The following is a 20,193-nucleotide window of genomic DNA, read 5'->3' as shown; positions in this document are numbered from 1 at the left end:
GTGGGCCGGATGGCGAGGGGGCGTGGAGTTGGGGGCCCATTCGCCGGCAGCTTCTTGAAGCAGGTCAGGGTGTGTCGAGCGTGGCGAGCCGTTCACCGATGGGCGGATGGCTCATGCCCTTGAGGACGACCCAGCGGGGGGGCTCGGGGTCCATCTTGTTGACCCGGGCGGCCTTCACCAGCATGCGGCGGAAGGCGTCGCGGTCGCCGGTGAGGCGCAGGCCGTAGCGGTCCGCTTCGCGCTCGCGCTCGCGGGAGAAGGCCCCCGCGATGGGGTTCGCGAGCGCAATCAGGAGGAAGACCAGGAGCGACACCAGGGGCAGGGTGCGGATGTCTCCGACGCGTTGGACGCCCCACCAGCCCCTGCGGGCGGCGAGGCGCAGCAACTGGTCGATGAGGAAGAGCAGGGCCAGCAGCGCGAACGAGGAGGCGATGCGGCCGGGCCAGCGGGGCTCGCTGACGTGCGCCGCCTCGTGCGCCACCGCGGCGAGCACCTCGTCCGGGGACAGCTCCTGCAGGATGACGTCGTTGAGGACGATGGTGCGCGTGGGGCCCTGGCCGGCGAAGTACGCCTGCACGCGCTTGGAGCTCACGGACGTCTTCTCCACCACCACGTCGGCGAAGGCGATGTCCGCCTTGCGCATCAGCGCGGTGATGCTCGAGCGCAAGGGCCCGTCGGGCAGGGGCGTCTGGTCGTAGTAGAGGCGGGAGCGGTAGGGGTCCAACGCGGATGCCACCAGCATCAGCAGCGCCACGGGCACGCCCAGCACCCACCACCAGCGGCGCACGCGGCGGGCCAGGCCATACAGGCCGACCACGAGCGAGGTGAGGGCGAGCGCGTTCACGAGCGTGCCCTTGAACCAGGTCCACGCGAAGGTGGCGGGGGTGAAGTTGGAGAGGCCGTGCCGGTGCTCCAGCACGTAGAAGAACCACACGGTCGCGGGGGCGTAGAGCAGCTGGGTGGCCAGGTCGATGAAGAGCGCGAAGAGGATGGCGGCGCCCCAGCCGCTCTCACCCCACAGCCGGTCCATCGCCGCGAAGAAGGCGCGGCTCACCGGGGCCGTGCGCAGCACGCCGAACCGGCGCTCCAGGGCCGCCGCCGCCGCCGTGGCCCCCCGGTACACGGGCCGCACGAGCACGGACAGCAGCAGCACGCTCAGCCCCACCCGTACCAGCGGATCCACCGCCGCCCGGATGTAATAGGGCTGGTGGTAGGCGTGGATCTCAGCGAGCTGTTCGGGGGTGAAGAGCGGGTCCATGGGCGGTGGACCGCGAGGCTACGCCCGGCGAGGGCCCCGTGCCCAGCGCAGGGGCCCGTCAGGGGGTCAGGGCTGGGGCGGGCCCGCGTTGGAGGCCGGCATGGTCACGGAAGGCCCGTCCGTCTCCGCGTCCGCGTCCGCGAGCAGCAGCGACTTCACCTTCTCCAGGCTCTCACGCGTGCGGTCCACGAAGGCGTTCTGCGAACCGATGCGTTCGGCCGCTTCCAGGGTGCGCTCGTAGATGTTGATGGACTTGGTGAGCAGCACGCGGATCTTCTTGCGCAGCTCCTGGCGGTAGACGCCCGCCTCCTCGGCGTTGAGCTCCGGGGGCGTGGGCGAGTTCACCATGTGCTCGTAGAGGTTCTCGTAGAGGGCGCCAATCTGCGCGCCCGCGGCGGTGGCCCAGTAGCCGTTGCCCACGCGGATGGAGCGCAGGTAGTGGCCCTGCGCGGACAGGAGCAGCTCCGCCTTGTAGTTGAGGTCCTGCGCCAGCCCGTCGCTGCCCCGGCTGGCCTCCAGCTTCACCGCCTCGTAGTGCAGCCGGTAGATCTCCCCGACGAAGAAGTGCGCCTGCGCGGGGAAGTAGTCCTCCACCTCCGCCTTGTCCGGCAGGGCGTCATAGGCGGTCAGCGCCTTGCGCAGCGTGGCCTCCGCGTCGTCGGTCTTGCCGGACTCCACCAGGCAGATGCCCTGCTGCACCTGGGCCTCGATGCGGCGGCCCGCGCTCAGGTCCTCGCGCGCCACGAGCGTGGCCAGCATCGCGGTGGCCTCGTCGTAGCGCTCCAGGTGGTAGAGCGTCTCCGCCACGCGGAAGGACGCGTCCAGCGCGTCGCCCTGGCCCTTCGCCGGCTCCGCCAGCTCCACGAAGCGCCCGTAGGCGTCATCCCACTCCTTGAGGCGCTGGTGCGCGAGCCCCGCGTTGTAGAGCGCCTGCCGGCGGTGCGGGCTCTGCGGGTGGAAGTCCACGAGCCGGCCGAAGTAGCGCGCCGCCTGCTTGAAGTCGTTGGCCGCGAAGGCGGAGGTGCCGCCCGCGAAGAGCTCCTCGTCGTTGAGGCGGTCCAGCTCCAGGTCCGCCGTCACCGTGACGGGGTCGAACTCCACCACCTGCTTGTTCGGCGTCCCGTCCGGCTTGCCCGCCGTGCCCGTCGTGCGGCAGCCCGTGAGCCCCAGCCCCAGGCCGAGCACGCCCACCCACAGCCACCGCCGGGCGCCTCCGGTTGCATCCATCCGCTTGCTGCCGTCCATGCGCCTGCTCCCGTCCGGAACCCTGTCACCCCGGTACCACCCCGGCCCTTCGACATCCCGGAGACCCGTTGGGTTCCCCGGGCTCGCCGGCCCGCCTTCGCGATGGGCCAGTCTAATGCGGGGTGGGGCCCCGCGCCCTGTCACGCGGAGTGGGAGGGGGCGCTCAGGCGAGGGCGTCGTCGCCCATGAGGTAGCGGCCGGTGTTCCACAGGGCGGTGAGGTCGTGCACGTCCAGCCCGAAGCGGGGCACCTGGATGAGGGGCGTTCCGGGGCACGCCGCGCGCAGCTGCGCCATGCCCTCCAGGTCCTGCTGTGCCAGCACCTGCTGCTCGCGCAGCGTCTCCTCCACCTTCGCGCGGCGCGTGGGCGTCAGCGTGGCCGCGTCCTGCCACAGCTCTGGCGTGGGCACCGGGTGCACGCGGTTCACCACGATGGCCGTCATCGCCATGCGGTTCTGCTTGAGCAGGTTGTGGAAGTGGATGGCCTCGTCCAGGCGCTCCGGGTTGGGGCTCGTCACCAGCACGAACCCCGTCGTCGGGTCCTCCAGCAACTCGCGCACGCCGCGCGCGCGCTCGCGGAAGCCCTCGTTCATGGAGGAGAGCGTCACCATGAAGCTGGACAGCTCCTGGAGCATCTCCGTGCCGGTGAAGCGCGACAGCGCGCGCGTCACGTAGCTGCCGCCCAGGTTGAAGAGGGACAGGCCCACCTTGCCCGCCCTCAGCGCGGGCGTGAGGAGCCACTTGGCCGCTTCGTTGTCCAGGAAGTCCAGCACCCGGTTGGGCGCGTCCAGGAAGTCCAGCGCGTGCGCGGTGGGCGGCGTGTCCAGCACCACCAACTGGTAGTCGCTGCGCCGGCGCAGGTCCCAGACCTTCTCCATGGCGATGTATTCCTGGCTGCCCGCCAGGGCCGTGGAGAGGGACTGGTAGAAGCGGTTGGCGAAGATGCGCTCGCGTTGATCCGGCGGGGCCACGCGGGTGATGAGGTCATCCCAGGTGGCCTTCATGTCCAGCATCATCGCGTGCAGCGCCGCCTTGGGGTGCACGCCCAGGGGCTCCAGCACGGACGCGGGCACTTCGGCTTCCGTGTTGCCCAGGCCCGACAGGCCCAGCGAGTTGGCCAGGCGCTTCGCCGGGTCGATGGTGCACACGATGCTGGGGCGTCCATCCACCGCCGCGCGCAGCGCGAGCGTCGCCGCCACCGTCGTCTTGCCCACGCCTCCAGAGCCCACGCAGATGAGCACGCGCTTGTCCGCGAGCGCCGTTTGCAGCGCCGTCATGCTCCCGCGCCTCCCTTCACCAACGCATCCAGATGGCCCAGCACCGTCTCCACCGCGTCCCGTCCGAAGCGCGGCACGAACAGCCGCGGCACCGTGTACACCGGCGCGTGGAGGTTGCGCTCCAGCTTCGTGCCCGCGAGCACCGCCTGCGACGCCCGGTCATGGTGCGCCTGCGCCACCTTGCGCAGCTCCGGCCGGTCCGCGAGCGCCTCCAGGTCCGCCTCCGTGAAGCGCTGGGGGAAGGCCTGGTTGAGCACCGCCGCGTGCGTGCGGATGTGCACCCGGTCGCGCAGCGCGCTGTGCAGCTCCAGCGCTTCGTTCACCGGCATCTCCTCCGGCAGCGCCACCAGCACCGCGGCCGTGACGGTGGGGTCCACCAGCAGGTCGCGCATCTTGAGGGCCTCGCGCGTCATGGGCCCGGGGGGCACCGTCTGCAGGAGCACCTGCGGCACGCTCAGGAAGGAGATGGCGTGGCCGGTGGCGGGCGCGTCCAGCACCAGCGTCTCGTACTTCCAGCGGCCGTCCGGCAGCTTCTCCTGGAGGTGGAAGAGGATCTTCCCCAGCAGCACCAGCTCCTGCAGCGACGGGATGAAGCGCAGGAAGTAGCGCACCAGCCGGTTCTCGAAGACCGTCTTGTAGAGGGTCTCGAAGCGCAGGACCATGAGGCCGTACTCGCGCATGGCCTCATGCGGGCGCACGTTCACCGCCCAGAGGTTCTCCTCCAGCTTCTTCACCTCCGGGCCGGCCTCGGGCAGCTCCAGGAAGCGGCTGACGCGCTCCTGCGTGTTCACTTCACACACCAGCGTGCGGCGCCCCGCACGCACCGACGCGAGGGCCAGCGCGGCGGCGACGGTGGTCTTCCCCACGCCCCCCTTGCCGGAGACGATCCAGAGACGTTTGTCGAGCAGTCCGGGCATAAGGGCGCGCGAACCGTAGGGATGGCCCCCCGGAGAGTCAACGAGAGTCCACAGGGGGAAACCGCCATTGTTCCCCTGCTTGACACGTCGCGTTGGCCCCTCCCAGAGTGCGGCGTCTCTTTCCGGACTTCCCGCCCCCTGCGGCCGTGGTGGCAGGCGGGCCCGCACCTGAACGGTTCCCATCCATGCTCAAGAACAACCCGATGATGAAGAAGCTCGTGGAGACGGGCGAGGAGCGCGTCGGCAAGCTGGCGCAGCAGCTGCTCTCCAACGAGAAGTTCGTGGCGGCGGTGCAGTCGCTGGTGTCGCGCTCGCTCGCGGCCAAGGGGACGCTGGACGCCGCGCTGCGCACGGCGCTGTCCGCCATGAACCTGCCGTCCACCGCGGACCTGGAGCAGCTGCGCTCGAAGGTGGATGACCTGGAGCGGCTGCTGGCCTCCGTCGAGGGCAAGGTGGACACGCTCGTGGCGAGCGCGACCGCGGCGCCGACCTCGAAGAAGAAGTAGCACCCGGGCCCCTCCCCATGGCCATGCGGCGCATCGCGTTCATCAACGAGAAGGGCGGCACCTGCAAGACGACGCTGGCGGTGAACACCGCCGCGTGGCTCGCGCTCGAGAAGGGGTGCCGCGTGTTGCTGGTGGACCTGGACACGCAGGGCCACGCGGGCAAGTCCCTGGGGCTGGACGTGCGCAAGCTGCCGCGCAACGTCTTCCACCTGCTCACGGAGGCGGACGTGTCGCTTGCGTCCGTGGTGCAGCCCACGGGCGTGCCCGGGCTGGACGTGGTGCCCGCGTACAAGGAGATGGCGGACTTCCCGGTGGTGGTGGCGCAGGACCCTCGGCGCGCGCACCGGCTGGCGGACCGGATGCGGGAGGCGGAGGCGGCGGGCTACGACGTCGTCCTGTTCGACGCGCCACCGTCCATGGGGCTCACCACGCGCAACATCCTGGTGGCGGCCACGGAGGTGGTGGTGCCGGTGGCGCTGACGTACCTGGCGCTGGACGGGTGCGCGGAGCTGGCGGACACGGTGCGCCAGGTGGGCGAGTCCGAGGGGCGCGCGGACCTGCGTGTCACCCGGGTGGTGCCCACGCTGTACCGCAAGACGGCGCTGGCGACGGCCATCCTGGAGCGCCTGCGGGCGTACTTCCCGGACTCGCTCGCGGCCACGCCGCTGGGTTACAGCGTCAAGGTGGACGAGGCCCAGAGTCACGGAAAGACCATCTGGGAGTACGCGCCGAAGAGCCCGGGCGCGCGAATGCTCGCGGCCATCGCGGCGGAGATCCACGGCGGGCCCGCTCCGACGAAGCGGAAGCGGGCCCTGCCGAAGGTGGCCTGAAGCAACGCCCGGCGCGGAAGGGGGGCGCGGGCGTCAGGCTTCACCTTCAGGTTTCACCAGGGCTTCAGGAAGCGCTGGTGTCCTTCTTGTCGCCCTTCTCCACGGCGTCGAGCTTCTTCTCCAGCTCTTCCAGCCGCTGGGTGAGCGCCTGCATGTCGCGGCCCAGGGCGGGGAGGTTGCCGGTGAGGTTCTCCACGACGTGCTTCACGCGCTCGTCCATGCGGCGCTGGAAGTCCTCGAAGGCGCGCTGGCTGGCCTTGAGCAGCTCCGCCGGGTTGAGGCTCGCGGCGCCGGCGTCGGGCGTGGCCGCCGTGACGGCGGGGGCCTCCGGCGCGGTCTCGGGAGAGCCGTCCTCGCGGCGCAGCAGCTTGTCCAGCCGCTGCTCGGCTTCCTCGCGGATGGAGGCCACGCGCGGCGTGACTTCCTTCTGGATGAACCCGGAGATGGACTCGCCAGGGTGGCGGATGATCTCCCGCAGCACCGACAGCGGCATCTGGTTCTTCTTCTTCTCCTCTTCGAAGATGATCTGCGCCAGGGTGACCGAGGTCAGGTCTTCCTTCGTGCGGTTGTCGACAATCCGCACTTCGGTTCCCTCCTTGATCATCGCGGCGATTTCATCAAGGGTGACGTACCGGCTCTCCACGGTGTCGTAGAGTTTCCGGTTCGTGTAGCGCTTGATGATCTTCGGCTCCTTGCTGCTGGGAGCGCCTGCTTGCTCGGCCTCGCTCATGTCTGTCGTCTCCGACCCCGGCTGCGCCTTGGCATTTACTGGTTTACTGCTTGAGTTCCAAAGGGGCGAACCTCGTATCAAAGGGGTCAGAAGCGAGCAAGTTGCCCGGGCCCGACTCGCCGTGTCCGCCCGCTGGGCCTATGCTCCGACTCCCCCCGGCCCGACCTCATGATCGTCCAGTGCGAACAGTGCCAGACGCGGTTCAAGATCCCCGACGAGAAGGTGACGGAAAAAGGGGTCAAGGTCCGCTGTACCAAATGTCAGAACACCTTCCGGGTCGCGCGTGAACCCGCGCCGGCCGCGGCCGTTCCCCTGCCTGCCCCTGCCGCGGGCGAGCAGGTGGACCCGTTCCAGGCGTTTGGTGCTGCTCCCGAGCCCGTCGGAGAGGTCACCCGTCCGGGCCCGGCCTACTACGCACCCGGTGGCCCCGGTGCTCCTGGAGCGAAGCCGTCTCCCGCCAGGTCCTGGGGCGACGTGGATGTGGACATCGACGTGGACGACGCGCCGACGGCTCCCGTCCGGGCCCCGGTCACGCCCCCTGGGGGTAGGGGACCGCTGACGCCGTTTGATGCGCCCGTGCCTCCCCCCGGGGTCGCCGCCCGCCGTCCGGCGGCACCGCCGCCCCCGCCTGTGGACCTGAGCGGGGTGGACATGGCGGACCCGTTCGCGGACTTCATGTCCGATGCTGGACCTTTGCCCGCGCCGACCGCCCCCGTGCCTTCCCCGGCGGCTCCCCGGCCCGTGGCTCCGCCTCCGAAGCCCGTGGCCGCGCCGCCCAGGGCCTCCGTCACCGGGCTCAGGGCCGTGCCTCCCGGCGCCTTCGCGCCGCCCGCGCCCCGGCCCGCTCCTCCGGGGGCGTTCGCGGCAGGGCCTCCGGGCGCGCTTCGTCCCGGCCCCACGGCGGGAGCTCCGGGCCCCGCTGGCTTCGCGGGGGGACCGTCCTCCGCGCCTCCAGCGAGGGGTGCCTTCGCGGGCGGACCTTCCTCCGCACCCGTGGGGCCCGAGGCCTTCGCGGGGGATTTCTCTCCGGCGCCTTCGGGCCCCGGCGCGTTCGCGGCGGGCGCTGGTTCGCCACCTTCGGGCCCCGGTGCGTTCGCGGCGCCTTCGTCCGCTCCTGGCGCGTTCGCGGCCGGACCTCCCGCTCCTTCCCGCTCCGCGCCTCCACCGGCCGCTCGCCGTCCCGCGCCTGGTGCCGTCGCGCCCGCGGTGCCCGGCGCCATCTCCGACACGCTCTTCGACTTCCCCCACGACGCGCCTTCCGCTCCGGGCCCCGCGTCGCCGCGCAACGCCGCCGTCCGGATGGAGCCCCCACCGGCGCCCGCCGCGCCGTCGCCGTCCTACGAGGCCGAGGATCCGTTCGCGTCCATCGACATGGTCGCGCCGTCCGCGGACCTGTCCGCGCCCACCCCCGAAGAGGCGCCGCAGTCCGCGCCGGGCTCGGATTCGATGGGGGACCTGTTCGACTTCTCCGGCGGAGGCGCCTCGGGAGAGGAGGGGATGGTTCCCACCGACACCGGCCGCGCCGCGCTCCTGGGCGACGTGCCCGCGCAGTCGGATCCGGAGGCGGACGCAGGAGGCATCTCGCTGCTGAAGGACGTGCCGGCGTTCGACGACGCGGACCCCTTCAAGATCACCACGCCCCGCCGCGAGGTGGTGGACCTGGCCTCCATGCGCGGAGGGCCCGCCGTCACGGTGGCGAAGCCGTCGGCCCGGCCGGAGGACGTGGGCATGCCCCAGCGCCGGCTGCCCGGCCGCGCGCGGAAGCTCACGGGGTTCGTCGTCAACCTCGCCGTCGCCACCGTGCTGGTGGTGGCCCTGGGCGCGCTGGGCGCCGTGTACCTGCGGGACGGGAAGGTGGACGCGTCCACCCTGTCCCCGGACCGGCTGCGCGCGCTGGTGATGCCGCCGCCCCAGCCGTTCATCGCGAGCGACGTGTCCAACGGCCTGTACGCGACGCGTGACGGCCAGATGCTCTTCGTCGTGCGCGGGGAGGCGGAGAACCGCACCGGCACCGCCGCGCCCGTGCGCGTGCGCGCCGCCCTCTTCGACGGCGACCAGCGGGTGCGCTCCTCCGAGGGGCTCGCGGGCGCGCTGGCCACGCCGGAGGACCTCCACGCCGTCACGAACCGCGAGGCCGCCACCGCGCTGCGCCAGCGCCTGGACGCAGCCGCCCTGCCGGTGCCTCCGGGCGGCAAGGTGCCCTTCCTCCTGGTGTTCCAGGAGTTTCCCGCGGACCTCGCCGGCTTCCGACTGGAGGTGACGCTGGAGCCCGCGCCCTCCGCGCCCACGGCGGACCGCACCACGGGAGGGTGAGCCGTCATGCCCACGCTGGATGAGGCCCGCGCGCTCGCGCGCAACCTTCACGCCCTGGGCGGAGGCGCCACGGTGCGCCGCAAGGCCGCCGCGCGCGAGCTGGCCCGGCGCGAGCCGTTCGACACGAACGAGCTCATCGGCCACCTGCTGTCCCTGGCCCGGGCCGGCGAGGCCCCCGCCACCTGCGTGCTGTCGGACTTCATGGCGGCGCTGGATCAGGAATCCGAGCACATCCCCCACCTGGACGCGCTCCGGCGCATGGCCCACGTGCAGTCACTGGAGGCGGTGGCGGACCTCTTCGCGCAAGGCCCCGCGCGCAAGGAGCTGGACGCGGACGCCGCGGCCCGCGCGGACGCGCTCGCGGCCAACCAGTCCCTGGGCCACCTCAAGCAGCAGGCCCGCCTGACGCGCGACCCGGACGTGCTGTCGCGCCTGGCCACCGTCAGCAACCCGGCCGTGCTGCGCAACGTGCTGCTCAACCCCCGCCTCACCGAAGCGCTGGTGGTCCGCATCGCCGCGCGCCGGCCCGCCCGTCCGGAGCCGCTCGTCGAAATCTGGAAGACGCCGCGCTGGTCCGTGCGCCATGCGGTGCGCCGCGCGCTCGTCTTCAACCCGTATCTGCCGCCGGAGGTGGGCGCCAAGATTGTCCCGCTGCTCAACGCGTCGGACCTGCGGGAGCTGGTGGCGGACACGGGGCTCCTGCCGGCGCTGAGGCAGCAGGCCGCGCGCCTGCTCCTGGCGCCCGCGCCCGGCAGCCCGCCCGGTCCGCTCGTCCTCCCGGGAGGGGAGGAGGTCTAGGAGCGGCGGTCCTTCGGAGGTTCGGTGAAGTCCGCGTCCGTGCTGCCCCGGCGGGACTGGGGCAGGCTCTTCACGTCGACCAGGTCCTGGCCGCGCGACGCCTTGCGGAACGAGTAGACGAACTTGCCCACGGCGTTGCCAAGCTGCCCCATCCGCGCGGCCGAGAAGACCACCAGCAGGATGAAGCCGAGGACGATGTATTCTCCGAGGCCCAGCATGCGGCGGACACTGCAATAAACCCTCCCGGGAGGCAAGCCGGGCGGCGTCCACCCCCCAACGCCCGGCCGCCCGTGACGCTGCCCCGGGGCCCCCTTCCGTCGCAGACTGCGCCCCCATGCTCCTGCTCGCTCACCGTGGTGCCAGCGCCGATGCCCCCGAGAACACCCTGGAGGCCTTCACGGAGGCCGTGCGCCAGGGCGCCGACGGCGTGGAGCTGGACGCCATGGCGTGCGGCTCCGGCGAGGTGGTGGTGTGCCACGACGAGCGCCTGGAGCGCCTGGCCGGACAGCCCTGGGAGGTGCGCACCACGCCGTGGTGGAAGCTCGCCCGCGCGGACGTGGGCTCGTCCCTGGGCTTCGCCCCCGCGCGCATCCCGCTGCTGGAGGACGTGCTGGACGCGCTGCCCGCGCACTTCCTGATCAACATCGAGCTCAAGTGCGACCGCGTCGACGACGGAGGGCTCGTCGCGAGCGTGGCCCGCATCGTGAGGGAGCGGGACCTGGCCGGGCGGGTGGTGGTGTCCAGCTTCAACCCGCTGTGCCTCTTCCGGCTGGCGGCGCTGGCCCCCACGCTGCGCCGGGGCTTCCTCATCGACCCGGACAAGGCCTGGGCGCCGCAGGCGTACGTGGTGAGCCCGCTGGTGTCCTCGCACTCGGTGCACCCCTTCCACGAGGCGTGCACGCCGGAGCGGGTGGCCGCGTGGCACGAGGCGGGGCTGCGCGTGGCGGCGTGGACGGTGGATGACCCCCGTCGCGCCCGGGCCCTGCGCGAGCTGGGGGTGTCCTACCTCATCACCAACCGTCCGGGACGCGTGCGCGAGGCCCTGCGCGACGCTGCCCCGGAGGCCGGGCCGCCGGGAATGACGGCGGCCTAGAAGAGACCTAGAAGTCCAGGCCCAGCGTGGTGTTGAAGGCGACGACGGAGGGCAGGTCGCGGCTCTCCGCGCCCGTCACGTCGAAGCTGCCCAGGTTGGTGATGGAGACCTCCGCGCCCAGCTGCAGCGCGCCGCCGATGAAGCGCCCGCCCGCGTAGAAGCGAGGGGTGAGGTTGTCGCCCGCGGACACCCGGGCGTACGCGCCCGTGTTGATCAGCGCGTCCCGCGACTGGTTGCCCTGCGAGTCCTCCAGCGAGCGGGTGGGGTCGAAGTCCAGCGTGCGCGACGCGGCGCTGACGAAGTTGAGGTCCAGGCCGCCGTAGGGCGTGAGCGTCACCATGCCGCCCAGGGGGAACTGCTTGCCCACGCCGATGTCCAGGCCCGTGGTGGTGAGGTCCAGGTTGTGCGCGCCGAAGAGCTTCGTCACGTGCAGGCGCAGCCCCACGTCCGGCAGGTACGTGAAGCCCTCGTTGACGGCCCACTTCAGCTCGCCCGTGGCCGTCACCATGCTGCTCTTCTCCACCCAGCCCACGCGCCCGCCCAACTCCAGCGAGAAGGGCAGGCCCTTGCGCACGTGGAGGGAGGGCAGCAGCAGCGAGCCCGGCTGCGCGCGCTCCGTAGGCAGCGTCACGCTCTCTGGCAGCGACACCACGGACAGCTCCGCGTTGAACGCGTAGCCCGAGTGGCCCGTCGTGCGCGGGGGCATCAGGTTCGCGGACGTCATCACCGCGCCGAACGTGCGCGCGAACGCGCGGAAGTCCGCGCTCGCCTGCGCCAGCTGCTCCGAGGTGATGACGCCGGTACCACCGCGCCGCTCGATGCCGAACCGGGCAATCGACAGGTCGTTGTCATCCGCGTGGGCAGCAGCCCCGCACAGCGCCGTCGCGAGGACCAGCCACCGACTGAACGTCCGCATTGGGGATTCACGCCTCCGGGACGCATGCCGGTCAAGCGGGCGCCCACCTGCGCGGACCCTAAATCGGCCTTCGGTGAAGCGTCAACAAAACGGGCGGCCCCCCTCCAAGAAGGCTCCCTTCCGGTGGGGAAGGGAGTCCTTGGAAGCAGGCCGCCCGGGTTCAGGCGTCAGGCGCGGTGTAGCGCCTGGGACTCAGGGACTACTGCTGGCGCGGCTTCACCGGCGTGGTGGCCGCGGCGGCGGGCGTCGTCACCTTCTGCGCCACCTCCGCCGGACGGCGGCGGATGACCAGGGTGCGGCGGCTGGCGAACTCGGTGCTCTCGCGGGCCACCACCAGCACGTTGTTGTTGCCTTCCTTCAGCGTGAAGTCCGCGGTGAACTTCAGCGCGTTGGGCTCGCCGCCCTTGGGGTCCACGGCCTTGAAGTAGACCTTCTGGTCGTTGACCAGCACGTAGACGTCCAGCAGGCCGTTGGGGTCCTTCACCGCGCCGGAGAGGGTGAACTTGTCGCCGTTCACCACCACGCCGCCGTGCGAGGGGTCCACGTCCAGCTTGATGTCCGGCGGCTGGTGCGTGGTGTTCCACGCCACCGTCTTGGGCGCCACGGCCTTGCCGGACTTCACCTCGCGCGCGTCCTGCGTGCGCACGAAGGCGAAGCGGTCCTTCTCCAGCGTGACCTTGTAGAAGCCCTTGGTGGTGCCCTCCACCGCCAGCGTCGCGCCCTGGGGCAGCTTCGCCACCGGGCGGGCGTCAGCGACGGGCGAGCTGAACAGCTCCGCCTTGTCCGTCAGCTTCACCAGGCCCTTCTTCGCCTCCACCGTCGCGACGGGGCCGTCCTTCACGGGCAGTTGGAGCTTCTCCAGGACGAACTCCTCCAGGGGCTCGTCGAGGATGGCCAGCTTCAGCGGGAAGGTGTCGCCCTTGTAGCCCTTCTTGAGCGCCACCTGGAAGCGCGCCGTCTTCGTCTCGCCGGGCTTGATCTCCCCCAGCTTGAAGCGGCCCTTCTCGATGAAGACGTTCGCGTCGCCGCCGTTCTTGATCTGCGCGAACGAGTCCAGCGCCGCGCCCGCGCCCGTGTTGGTGACGTCCATCACCACGCTGACGCTCTCACCGCGCTGCACGACGCCGTCGCCGTTGCACTCGGCGCAGTCATCCACCACCTGCCAGTTGAAGGCGAAGGTGGGGCGGGGCAGCTCCACGAAGGACAGCTCCGACACGAGCGTCTCGCGCAGGGCGCCGTTGTCGTCGAACAGCTTCACCTTCACGTCGTCGCGGCGGCTGGTGAGGTCCTTGGGCAGGCGCACCTGCACCTTCCAGGACTTCTTCTCCCCCGGCCCGATGGCGCCGAAGAGGAACTCGCGGCGGTCGAGGAACGCGTTGTCGCTCTCCGTCCAACCGCGCACGCGCTTGAGGGGCTCCGTGCCCTTGTTCTCCACGTGGATGACCATGTCCAGCGCTTCACCGGCGGCGATCTTCGCGTCGTTGCCCGGCGCGAAGCTGGCGTCCAGCTGCACGTTCTTCGGCGTCGGACCCGGGCTCCAGTCCACCCCCAGCGCCGCGATGGCGTTGTTGATGCGCTGCTCCTCCTCGTTGCGCTTCTGCTCCACGAAGGCCTTGCCCTGCTTGAGCTGCTCGGTGCGCTTCAGCGCCGGCACGCGCAGGACGAAGTCGCGGGCGAACTGCACCTCGAAGTCCTCCTTGATCTCCTCCTGGGACTCCGCGTCCAGCTGGTCGTCCAGGTCCTCGCCCTGGCCGGCCACGTCCACGTCGAGCAGCGGATCATTCTCCCCGTGCTCCTTCTTCTCCTTGCCCGTGGCCTTGGCGGCGACCTTCTCCTTGGGGTCTTCCTTCTTGGCGGCGGCCTGCGCGGCCTTCTCGTCCACCTTCAGGTACTTGAGGCTGGTGCCCGGCTTCTCACGGTCCAGCACCTCTTCGCGCTTCTTGGCGACGGTGGTGGAGTCCGGGTTGCCGAAGTGCTGATCCAGGTCCGCCTCGCCCATGGACTTCCTGGGCGCGAACACGTCCACCCGCTCAGACGTGACGCGCGTGGGGACCAGCTGGATGTCCGGGACGATGCCGACCTCCTGGATGGAGAGGTCGCCGGGCGTGAGGTACTTGGCGATGGTCAGCTTGAGCGCGCTGTCGTCCGGGAAGTCGTAGAGCACCTGCACGCTGCCCTTGCCGAAGGTCTGCCGCCCGATGATGACCGCGCGGTCCAGGTTCTTGAGCGCGCCCGCGACGATTTCGGACGCGGAGGCGCTGCCGGCGTTGACGAGCACCGCGATGGGGTAGGACTCCTCGCCCTCGGTGGGACGCGCGCGCTTCTCCTCGCGCAGCTTGTCGGACAGGCCCACCGTCGCGACGAGGGTGCCCTTGGACAGGAACGTGTCCGACACCTGGATGGCCTGCTCCAGCAGGCCGCCCGGGTTGCCGCGCAGGTCCAGCACCAGGCCCTTGAAGCCGCCCTTGGCGTCCGCCTGCTTGCGCATCTCCGTCAGCGCGGACTCCAGGTCGCGCGTGGTGTTGCCCTGGAAGTTCTTCAGGCGCACGTAGCCCACGCCGCCCGCGAGCAGCTTGTGCTGCACGCTCTCAATGGAGATCATCGCGCGCGCGACCGTCATCGGGCGGGGCTTCTCCCAGCCGTCGCGCTCCACGGTGATGGTGATGCGGCTGTCCACCGCGCCGCGCAGCTTGGACACGGCCTCGTTGAGGTCCATGTTGACGGTGGACTCCTCGCCAATCTTCTTGATGCGGTCGTCCTTCTGGATGCCGGCGCGCGCCGCGGGCGTCTTGGGCAGCACCTTCACCACGGTGAGGTTGCCCTCCTTCATCTGGATGACGAAGCCCAGGCCGCCGAACTCACCCTTGGTGGACAGCTTCATCTCCCGGTACAGCTCCGGGCGCAGCAGCACCGAGTGCGGATCCAACGTGGAGAGCATGCCGTTGACGGCCGCGTACTCGATGTCGCGCGTCTCCTCGATGGGGCGCATGTTCTTTGACAGGAAGTCGAAGACGTCCTTGAGCGCGAAGGACATCTTCCACAGGGAGTCGACGTGGGAGATGTCGAACTCCTTCTGCTTGCCGTTCACGTTCACGTTGAGGCGGCCCGTCTCCGGGTTGCCGTCCACGAGCACGTCCGGGACGCTCTTCTCCACGTACTCCAGGGAGGCGATCATCATCTCCTTGGGCTTCACCCGCTTGGGGTCGACGTAGTTCTCCTTCACGTAGAGGATGACCTTCGTCAGCACGCGCAGGCTGTTGAGGTCGTGCGGGGCCTTCTCGCTCTTGCTGGCGGACGGCAGGGCCCCGTCCCAGGTGTCCTGCCCCGCCTCCGCCGCTCCGAGGGTGAGCGGGAGGGGCGCGCGGTCGCTGCCGGCGAAGGCCCAGGCTCCCAACAGAACGGCGACGGCGGTGATGCGGCGGAAGATACGCGGCATGCGGTTCATCCAAGCTGGGGCACGAGGGGTGCCCCGGGGTGAAGCGTGAAAAGCCCTGTGAATCCGAACGGTTCGACGCGAGCCAGGGTCCTGGTAGCGGCCGGGCAAGCCTAATCACGGCTTCCAGGTGCTTCAAGGCGTGGCCTTGTCACTAGCGTCCGAGAACGTCTGCCGCAGGCAATGCGTTCCCGGCTCCCCCTGGCGGTACGGACAGCCGGCGGCCCGGTTTATTTCGAGCCGCCTGGCGTCCCCCCCATTCCCGGGCCCGCGATCGCGTCAGGAGGCGGGGGCAGGTTCCCCACGGCGCGCAGGCCCCGGTAGAGCAGGGTACCCCCGATGATGGCGACCGGGAGGAAGAAGGTGTTGAGGATGGGGATCCAGAGCAGCACGTAGACGCCCGCTCCGAAGCCCAGGCAGAGGGCCCGGCGCTCGCGCAAGATGCGACGCACCTCCGAAAAGGGGTAGAGGTGCCGGGTCATGGGGGCGGCCAGGTGTTCCGCGGCCATCCAGAGCATGGTCCACAGGCTGGCCAGCACGGTGAAGAGCACGCTGCCGATGCCGGGCACCACGTTGAGGGGCAGGAGCACCGCCAGCCCCAGCAGCAGCAGGGCCAGCCGGGCGAGCGTGTGCAACAGCCCTGTCGTCAGCCCGCGCAGGAACGAGGCGGCGGACGTGGTGTTCGCGCCGTCACACTCGGCTTCGGTGGCCTCCGACAGGGGATCCTGCAGCGGCGCCACGAGCAGGGGCGGCACCACGTTGGCGCCCACCACCCAGGCGACCAGGCCCGCGAGGATGAGCGCCACGTACCAGCCGACGCGGCCGTACCAGGACACCGGCCGGGGCCAGAGGGATTCCAGCAGGCCGGGGGCGTAGCGATAGAGCAGGACGCCCAGGCCCACCAGGGCGACGGCCGTGAGGACCGCGCACAGGCTGGACAGCAGGAAGAGGCGGCGGGAGCCGAACAGCAGCCGGAAGGCGCGGCCGAGCATCCCCACGCCCTGGAAGAAATCCGACAGACGGGGCTGGGCAGACAGGACGGGGACGGGGGACGCAGGGCGCATGGCGGTGGGTCGTTCAATTGAGGGCAAGGGCGACAAGCCCCGTTATATAGGGCGCCCTCATGTCCCTCGACCTCAAGCGCGTGGCCTCCGAGCCCCTCACGTCCTCTGCCCCGCTCGTAGAAGGCCTCCGGGCGGCCGGGAAGCCCCGGACCGAGCACCGGCTCGGGCTGGAGCACGAGAAGTTCATCTACCCGGTGGGGTCCGCCCAACCCGTGCCCTACGAGGGACCGAACGGGGTGGGGGCGCTCCTGGAGATGCTGGCGCCGGGGGGCTACGTGCCCTTCCGTGAGACGCCCCAGTCGCCGGTCATCGCGTTGCAGCGGGGCATCGAGGCCATCTCCCTGGAGCCGGGCGGGCAGTTCGAATTGTCCGGCAGCCCCTTCACCACGGCGCGCGAGGCGCACGCGGAGAACCTGGCGCACCTGAAGGACACGAAGGCGGCGGCGTCCCAGCTGGGCCTGCGGCTCGTGGCGCTGGGGTACCGGCCGGTGGGCACGACCGCGCAGATGCCGTGGATGCCCAAGACGCGCTACCAGGTGATGCGCCGCACGCTGCCGGAGCGCGGCCGGCTGGCGCTGAACATGATGCTGATGACGTCCACCGGGCAGGTGTCGCTGGACTGGGCGGACGAAGCGGACTGCGTGCAGAAGACGGTGACGGTGGCGCGCCTGTCGCCGCTGCTGGTGGCGCTGTACGCCAACAGCCCGCTCGTGGAAGGCAAGCCGTCCGGCTACATGTCCTTCCGCAGCCGCGTCTGGGAAGAGGTGGACCCCACGCGGTGCGGCTACCTGCCGTCCTGGTTCGACGGCTCCTTCTCCTATCAGGCGTACGTGGACTGGGCGCTGGACGCGCCGCTCTTGTTCCTGCGCCGCGAGGGCGAGTACCGCCACCCGAAGCTCACCTTCCGCCAGCTGATGAAGGAGGGCTACGAGGGCAGGCCGCCGGACATGGGGGACTGGACGGACCACCTGTCCACGCTGTTCCCCGAGGTGCGGCTGAAGAAGGTGCTGGAGGTGCGCGGCGCGGACTGCGCGAGCGCGGCGATGACGGGGGCCCTGGGCGCCCTGTGGCGCGGCATCCTCTATGACAAGCAGGCGCTGGATGAGGCCGGGCTGCTGCTGCCCCGGCTGAACTACACCGAGCACCTGTCGTTCCACGACACCGCGCGCCGCGAGGGGCTCGCCGGGAAGCTGGGGCCGCACGAGCTGCACCGGCTGGCCGGCGAGATGGTGGCCATCGCGAAGCGCGGGCTCCAGCGGTTGGATCCGCTGGATGCGCCGCTGTTGGCCCCGCTGGAGGCGGTGGCTGCTTCGGGGCGTTCGCCCGCGCAGGCGGTGCTGGATGCGTGGGCGCAGGACCCGCGTCCGGAGACGCTGATGACGCGCTTCGAGCTGTGATGCCTAGAAGCGGCCACCCACGGTGATGTTGCCGTTGAAGAGGCTGCCCTTGGCGTCTTCGTCGGTGCCGGGGACGGTGACGATCTCCTCACCCCCGACGAGCCGGTAGGTGGCGCGCGCGCCGGCGAAGAGGTTGCCGAAGCGGTAGTCCAGGCCCGCCGCGATCGGAAGCTCCGTCTGCCAGTCGTTGTCGTAGACGCCCTCCGCGCCGTCGGAGGGGTTGAGGTAGCTCAACCCCAGCCCCACGCCGACGAAGGGGCGCCACTTCTGGTTGACCACGGGGCCCAGCTTGCCCAGCAACGTCCCGTTGTTGCGCCAGACGCCCTCGCCGTCGCCCACGCGCCCATCGTCGATGGGCACGCGCTGGCCCTCGTAGCCGGCCTCCACGCCGATGAGGGGGTAGGGCTGGGCGTTGGCGTTGATGCCGAACAGCGGGCCCACGCCCGTCTCGTCGCCCAGCTCTCCGGTGAAGCCGCCCAGGCCCAGGCGCACGTCCAGGCCGCCTTCGACGGTCGCCTCGTTGTACCCAGACCTGCGCCCCACCTGGGTCGCGTCCACCGCGAAGGCGGGCCCGGCGATGCACACGCCGGCCGCCACCCATCCTGCCGTCATTGAAAACCGTCTCATGTCCAGGCTCCTCCCGATTGAACTGCGACATCTGGGATGGAAGCTGGGAATGGAGAGCCAGACGCCACACCTGCCCCGGGGGTGGAGGCAGGAGGCCGAGGGCCCTAGCGGCGGCCGAAGAGCTTCTTGAGGCCGGACAGCAGGCCGCTCGGGCGGGCCTCGGGGCCGGTGAGGAAGGGCGAGCGGGCGATGAGGGCCTCGCGTGCGGCGTCGTCCAGGTCTTCCGTCGCGAGCGCCACGGGCTGACGCTTGCCGCCGGGCAGGGTGGCGCCGAAGGTCAGGGTTCCGTCGCTGGACAGCTCCAGGTGGACCTCCACCTCGCCGGGGCGCTCCACGGTGAGGTTCAGGGCGCCGAGCCACTCGTTGTCCACGGACTGTGGCGCGGTGCCCTGGAAGAAGGCGAGCGCCAGTGGGCCGGGGGCGGTGACGGGGAGCACCAGCGTCTTGGAGGTGGGCAGGCGGGTGTTGCGCTCCAGCACGCGGCGGAAGGCGCCGGTGTGTTCAGCGACGCCGATGGGGGCGGTGAGCACCTCGGAGACGCTGGCGGAGGGCTTGCCCGTCTCCGCGAGCAGCAACGCGTGGCCGAGCAGCGCGGCGCCGCGCACCACCGCGCTCCGTGCGTCCACGTCGTCGCGCACGGGTACACCCAGGCTCTCCTCCAGGCGGCGGCGCACGAGGGGCGCGCGGCTCTGACCGCCCACGAGCAGCACGGCGTCCAGGCCCTGCGGGGACAGGGCGTTGGACTCCAGCACCTCGCGGGTGACGGCGACGACGCGCTGGGCGAGGTCGGCGGTGAGCGCCTCCATGCGCTCGCGGTCCACCGTGGGGCCCTTGCCCGTGGGCAGGGTGACGTCCACGGCGTCGCGGGTGGAGAGGGCCTCCTTGGTGGACTCGGCGATGGCGCGCAGGGGGCCCCAGTCGAGCAGGTGTTCGGGGCGCGGGTGGCCCTTTTCGGAGAGGTCGCTGACGAGCAGCTCCGCGATGCGGGCGTCGAAGTCCATGCCACCCAGGGTGGGGTCGCCGCCGGTGGTGATGACCTCCAGGTCGTCGCCCGTCACCTGCACGACGCAGACCTCCAGGCCTCCGCCGCCCAGGTCCACGACGAGGACGCGCTTTCTGGCCATGCCTCGGCCGTGGGCGTACGCGAGCGCCGCGGCGGCGCTGTTGGTGAGCACGCGCGGCACGTCCAGCCCGGCCTGGGCCGCGGCCTCGCGCAGGGTGGCGCGCTGGCGTTCGGTGAAGTGCGAGGGGGCGCAGAGGACGGCGCGCGTCACCTTGCGACCGAGGAAAGTGGTGGCCGCCTGGTGCAACTCGCGCAGGAGCAGGGTGGTGAAGAGGGCGGGGCTCACGACGCGCCCGCCCAGGTCCACGCCCGCGTCGCCGCGAAGGTCGGTGGCGACGGGGAAGGGGAGCTGCGGGCCCAGCCAGCGCAGGTGCGGGGAGCGGGCGCGCAGGCCGAGCAGGCGCTTCAGTCCGGTGGTGGCGTTCCGGGGAGCGCGGGCGGCTTCGACGACGGCGGCGGTGCCGATGCGCGGCTCACCGCTCGCGTCGATGGCGATGACGGAGGGCATGCCCAGCCCGTCGGTGCCGGGGATGGGGATGAGCGTGGCGACGCCGTCGATGCAGACCGCGACGCGCGCGTGCGAGGTGCCCACGTCGATGCCGAGCACGACCTCCGCTGCCGCGGGCGTGGAGACGGGGACGGTGATGGGGAGGTCGAGGCGGGTGCGGCGGCGGTTGCGCGCGGCGGCGGCGTCCGGGGTGGCGGGCAGCGGAGCGGTTTCGGCGTG

At 71.3% G+C, this 20,193-nt stretch carries 17 protein-coding genes and 1 pseudogene; 7 read left to right on the top strand and 11 right to left on the bottom strand.

The window, feature by feature from the left end; genetic code table 11:
* Positions 1-64: 64 nt before the first annotated feature.
* The 4 genes from D7X12_RS24500 to D7X12_RS24485 form a co-directional block, all read right to left on the bottom strand.
* Positions 65-1,258, bottom strand: coding sequence for a M48 family metalloprotease (locus D7X12_RS24500; protein ID WP_120627696.1), 1,194 nt, complete (start codon positions 1,256-1,258; stop codon positions 65-67).
* Between the two features lie 66 nt (positions 1,259-1,324).
* Positions 1,325-2,503, bottom strand: coding sequence for a tetratricopeptide repeat protein (locus tag D7X12_RS24495; RefSeq protein WP_120627695.1), 1,179 nt, complete (start codon positions 2,501-2,503; stop codon positions 1,325-1,327).
* Positions 2,504-2,666: 163 nt separating this feature from the next.
* Positions 2,667-3,779: an ArsA family ATPase gene (locus D7X12_RS24490; RefSeq protein WP_120627694.1), complete on the bottom strand. Its 1,113-nt coding sequence runs from the start codon at positions 3,777-3,779 to the stop codon at positions 2,667-2,669.
* Complete coding sequence (locus tag D7X12_RS24485; protein ID WP_120627693.1) at positions 3,776-4,696, bottom strand: ArsA family ATPase; 921 nt, start codon at positions 4,694-4,696, stop codon at positions 3,776-3,778. The genes D7X12_RS24490 and D7X12_RS24485 overlap by 4 nt, the downstream gene beginning before the upstream one ends.
* Positions 4,697-4,881: 185 nt before the next feature.
* Between D7X12_RS24485 and D7X12_RS24480 the strand changes: the two genes are divergently transcribed.
* Positions 4,882-5,202 (top strand): hypothetical protein, encoded by a 321-nt coding sequence (locus D7X12_RS24480; RefSeq protein WP_120627692.1) that lies wholly within the window; start codon positions 4,882-4,884, stop codon positions 5,200-5,202.
* A gap of 23 nt (positions 5,203-5,225) precedes the next feature.
* Positions 5,226-6,032 (top strand): ParA family protein, encoded by an 807-nt coding sequence (locus D7X12_RS24475; RefSeq protein ID WP_120627698.1) that lies wholly within the window; start codon positions 5,226-5,228, stop codon positions 6,030-6,032.
* 64 nt (positions 6,033-6,096) lie between these two features.
* Here D7X12_RS24475 and D7X12_RS24470 read toward each other — a convergent pair whose 3' ends face one another.
* On the bottom strand, positions 6,097-6,762 hold the full coding sequence (locus D7X12_RS24470; RefSeq protein ID WP_120627691.1) for a polyhydroxyalkanoate synthesis regulator DNA-binding domain-containing protein: 666 nt from the start codon (positions 6,760-6,762) through the stop codon (positions 6,097-6,099).
* A 168-nt stretch (positions 6,763-6,930) separates the two neighbouring features.
* On the opposite strand from D7X12_RS24470, the pseudogene D7X12_RS45120 reads away from it, so the two are divergent.
* From D7X12_RS45120 to D7X12_RS24460, 3 genes and pseudogenes are all read left to right on the top strand, one after another.
* A pseudogene (locus D7X12_RS45120) lies at positions 6,931-7,029 on the top strand (zinc-ribbon domain-containing protein); the annotation flags it as partial.
* Positions 7,030-7,968: 939 nt separating this feature from the next.
* The gene (locus D7X12_RS44505; protein ID WP_244224751.1) at positions 7,969-9,075 is read left to right on the top strand and encodes a DUF3426 domain-containing protein; all 1,107 of its coding nucleotides are present in this window, start codon (positions 7,969-7,971) and stop codon (positions 9,073-9,075) included.
* A gap of 6 nt (positions 9,076-9,081) precedes the next feature.
* Positions 9,082-9,873, top strand: coding sequence for a hypothetical protein (locus D7X12_RS24460; RefSeq protein WP_120627689.1), 792 nt, complete (start codon positions 9,082-9,084; stop codon positions 9,871-9,873).
* Here D7X12_RS24460 and D7X12_RS24455 read toward each other — a convergent pair.
* Positions 9,870-10,091, bottom strand: a complete 222-nt coding sequence (locus tag D7X12_RS24455) for a twin-arginine translocase TatA/TatE family subunit (protein ID WP_120627688.1) — start codon at positions 10,089-10,091, stop codon at positions 9,870-9,872. The genes D7X12_RS24460 and D7X12_RS24455 overlap by 4 nt on opposite strands.
* Before the next feature lie 116 nt (positions 10,092-10,207).
* On the opposite strand from D7X12_RS24455, the gene D7X12_RS24450 reads away from it, so the two are divergent.
* Positions 10,208-10,966 carry a glycerophosphodiester phosphodiesterase gene (locus D7X12_RS24450; protein WP_120627687.1) on the top strand — a complete coding sequence of 253 codons (759 nt, stop codon included), beginning with the start codon at positions 10,208-10,210 and terminating at the stop codon, positions 10,964-10,966.
* A 7-nt stretch (positions 10,967-10,973) separates the two neighbouring features.
* On the opposite strand, the gene D7X12_RS24445 is transcribed toward D7X12_RS24450, so the two are convergent.
* The 3 genes from D7X12_RS24445 to D7X12_RS24435 all read right to left on the bottom strand — a co-directional run bounded on the left by D7X12_RS24445 (position 10,974) and on the right by D7X12_RS24435 (position 16,379).
* Positions 10,974-11,882: a hypothetical protein gene (locus tag D7X12_RS24445; protein WP_120627686.1), complete on the bottom strand. Its 909-nt coding sequence runs from the start codon at positions 11,880-11,882 to the stop codon at positions 10,974-10,976.
* 199 nt (positions 11,883-12,081) lie between these two features.
* A complete protein-coding gene (locus D7X12_RS24440; protein ID WP_120627685.1) occupies positions 12,082-15,327 on the bottom strand; it encodes an MXAN_5808 family serine peptidase in 3,246 nt (1,081 codons plus the stop codon).
* 218 nt (positions 15,328-15,545) lie between these two features.
* Entirely contained in the window at positions 15,546-16,379 is an 834-nt protein-coding gene (locus tag D7X12_RS24435) for an EI24 domain-containing protein (protein WP_120627684.1), read from the bottom strand.
* Positions 16,380-16,438: 59 nt separating this feature from the next.
* Between D7X12_RS24435 and D7X12_RS24430 the strand changes: the two genes are divergently transcribed.
* Positions 16,439-17,776 (top strand): glutamate--cysteine ligase, encoded by a 1,338-nt coding sequence (locus D7X12_RS24430; RefSeq protein WP_120627683.1) that lies wholly within the window; start codon positions 16,439-16,441, stop codon positions 17,774-17,776.
* A gap of 3 nt (positions 17,777-17,779) precedes the next feature.
* On the opposite strand, the gene D7X12_RS24425 is transcribed toward D7X12_RS24430, so the two are convergent.
* Entirely contained in the window at positions 17,780-18,403 is a 624-nt protein-coding gene (locus tag D7X12_RS24425) for an outer membrane beta-barrel protein (RefSeq protein ID WP_120627682.1), read from the bottom strand.
* Positions 18,404-18,507: 104 nt separating this feature from the next.
* Positions 18,508-20,193 (bottom strand): Hsp70 family protein (locus tag D7X12_RS24420; protein WP_244224750.1); only part of this gene is annotated, 1,686 nt, incomplete at its 5' end.

Origin of the sequence: Corallococcus sicarius (assembly GCF_003611735.1) — a bacterium.
Taxonomy (GTDB): Bacteria; Myxococcota; Myxococcia; order Myxococcales; family Myxococcaceae; genus Corallococcus; species Corallococcus sicarius.
Note: the sequence above shows the minus strand (reverse complement) of the source record. Positions and strands in the feature narration are given on the sequence as shown.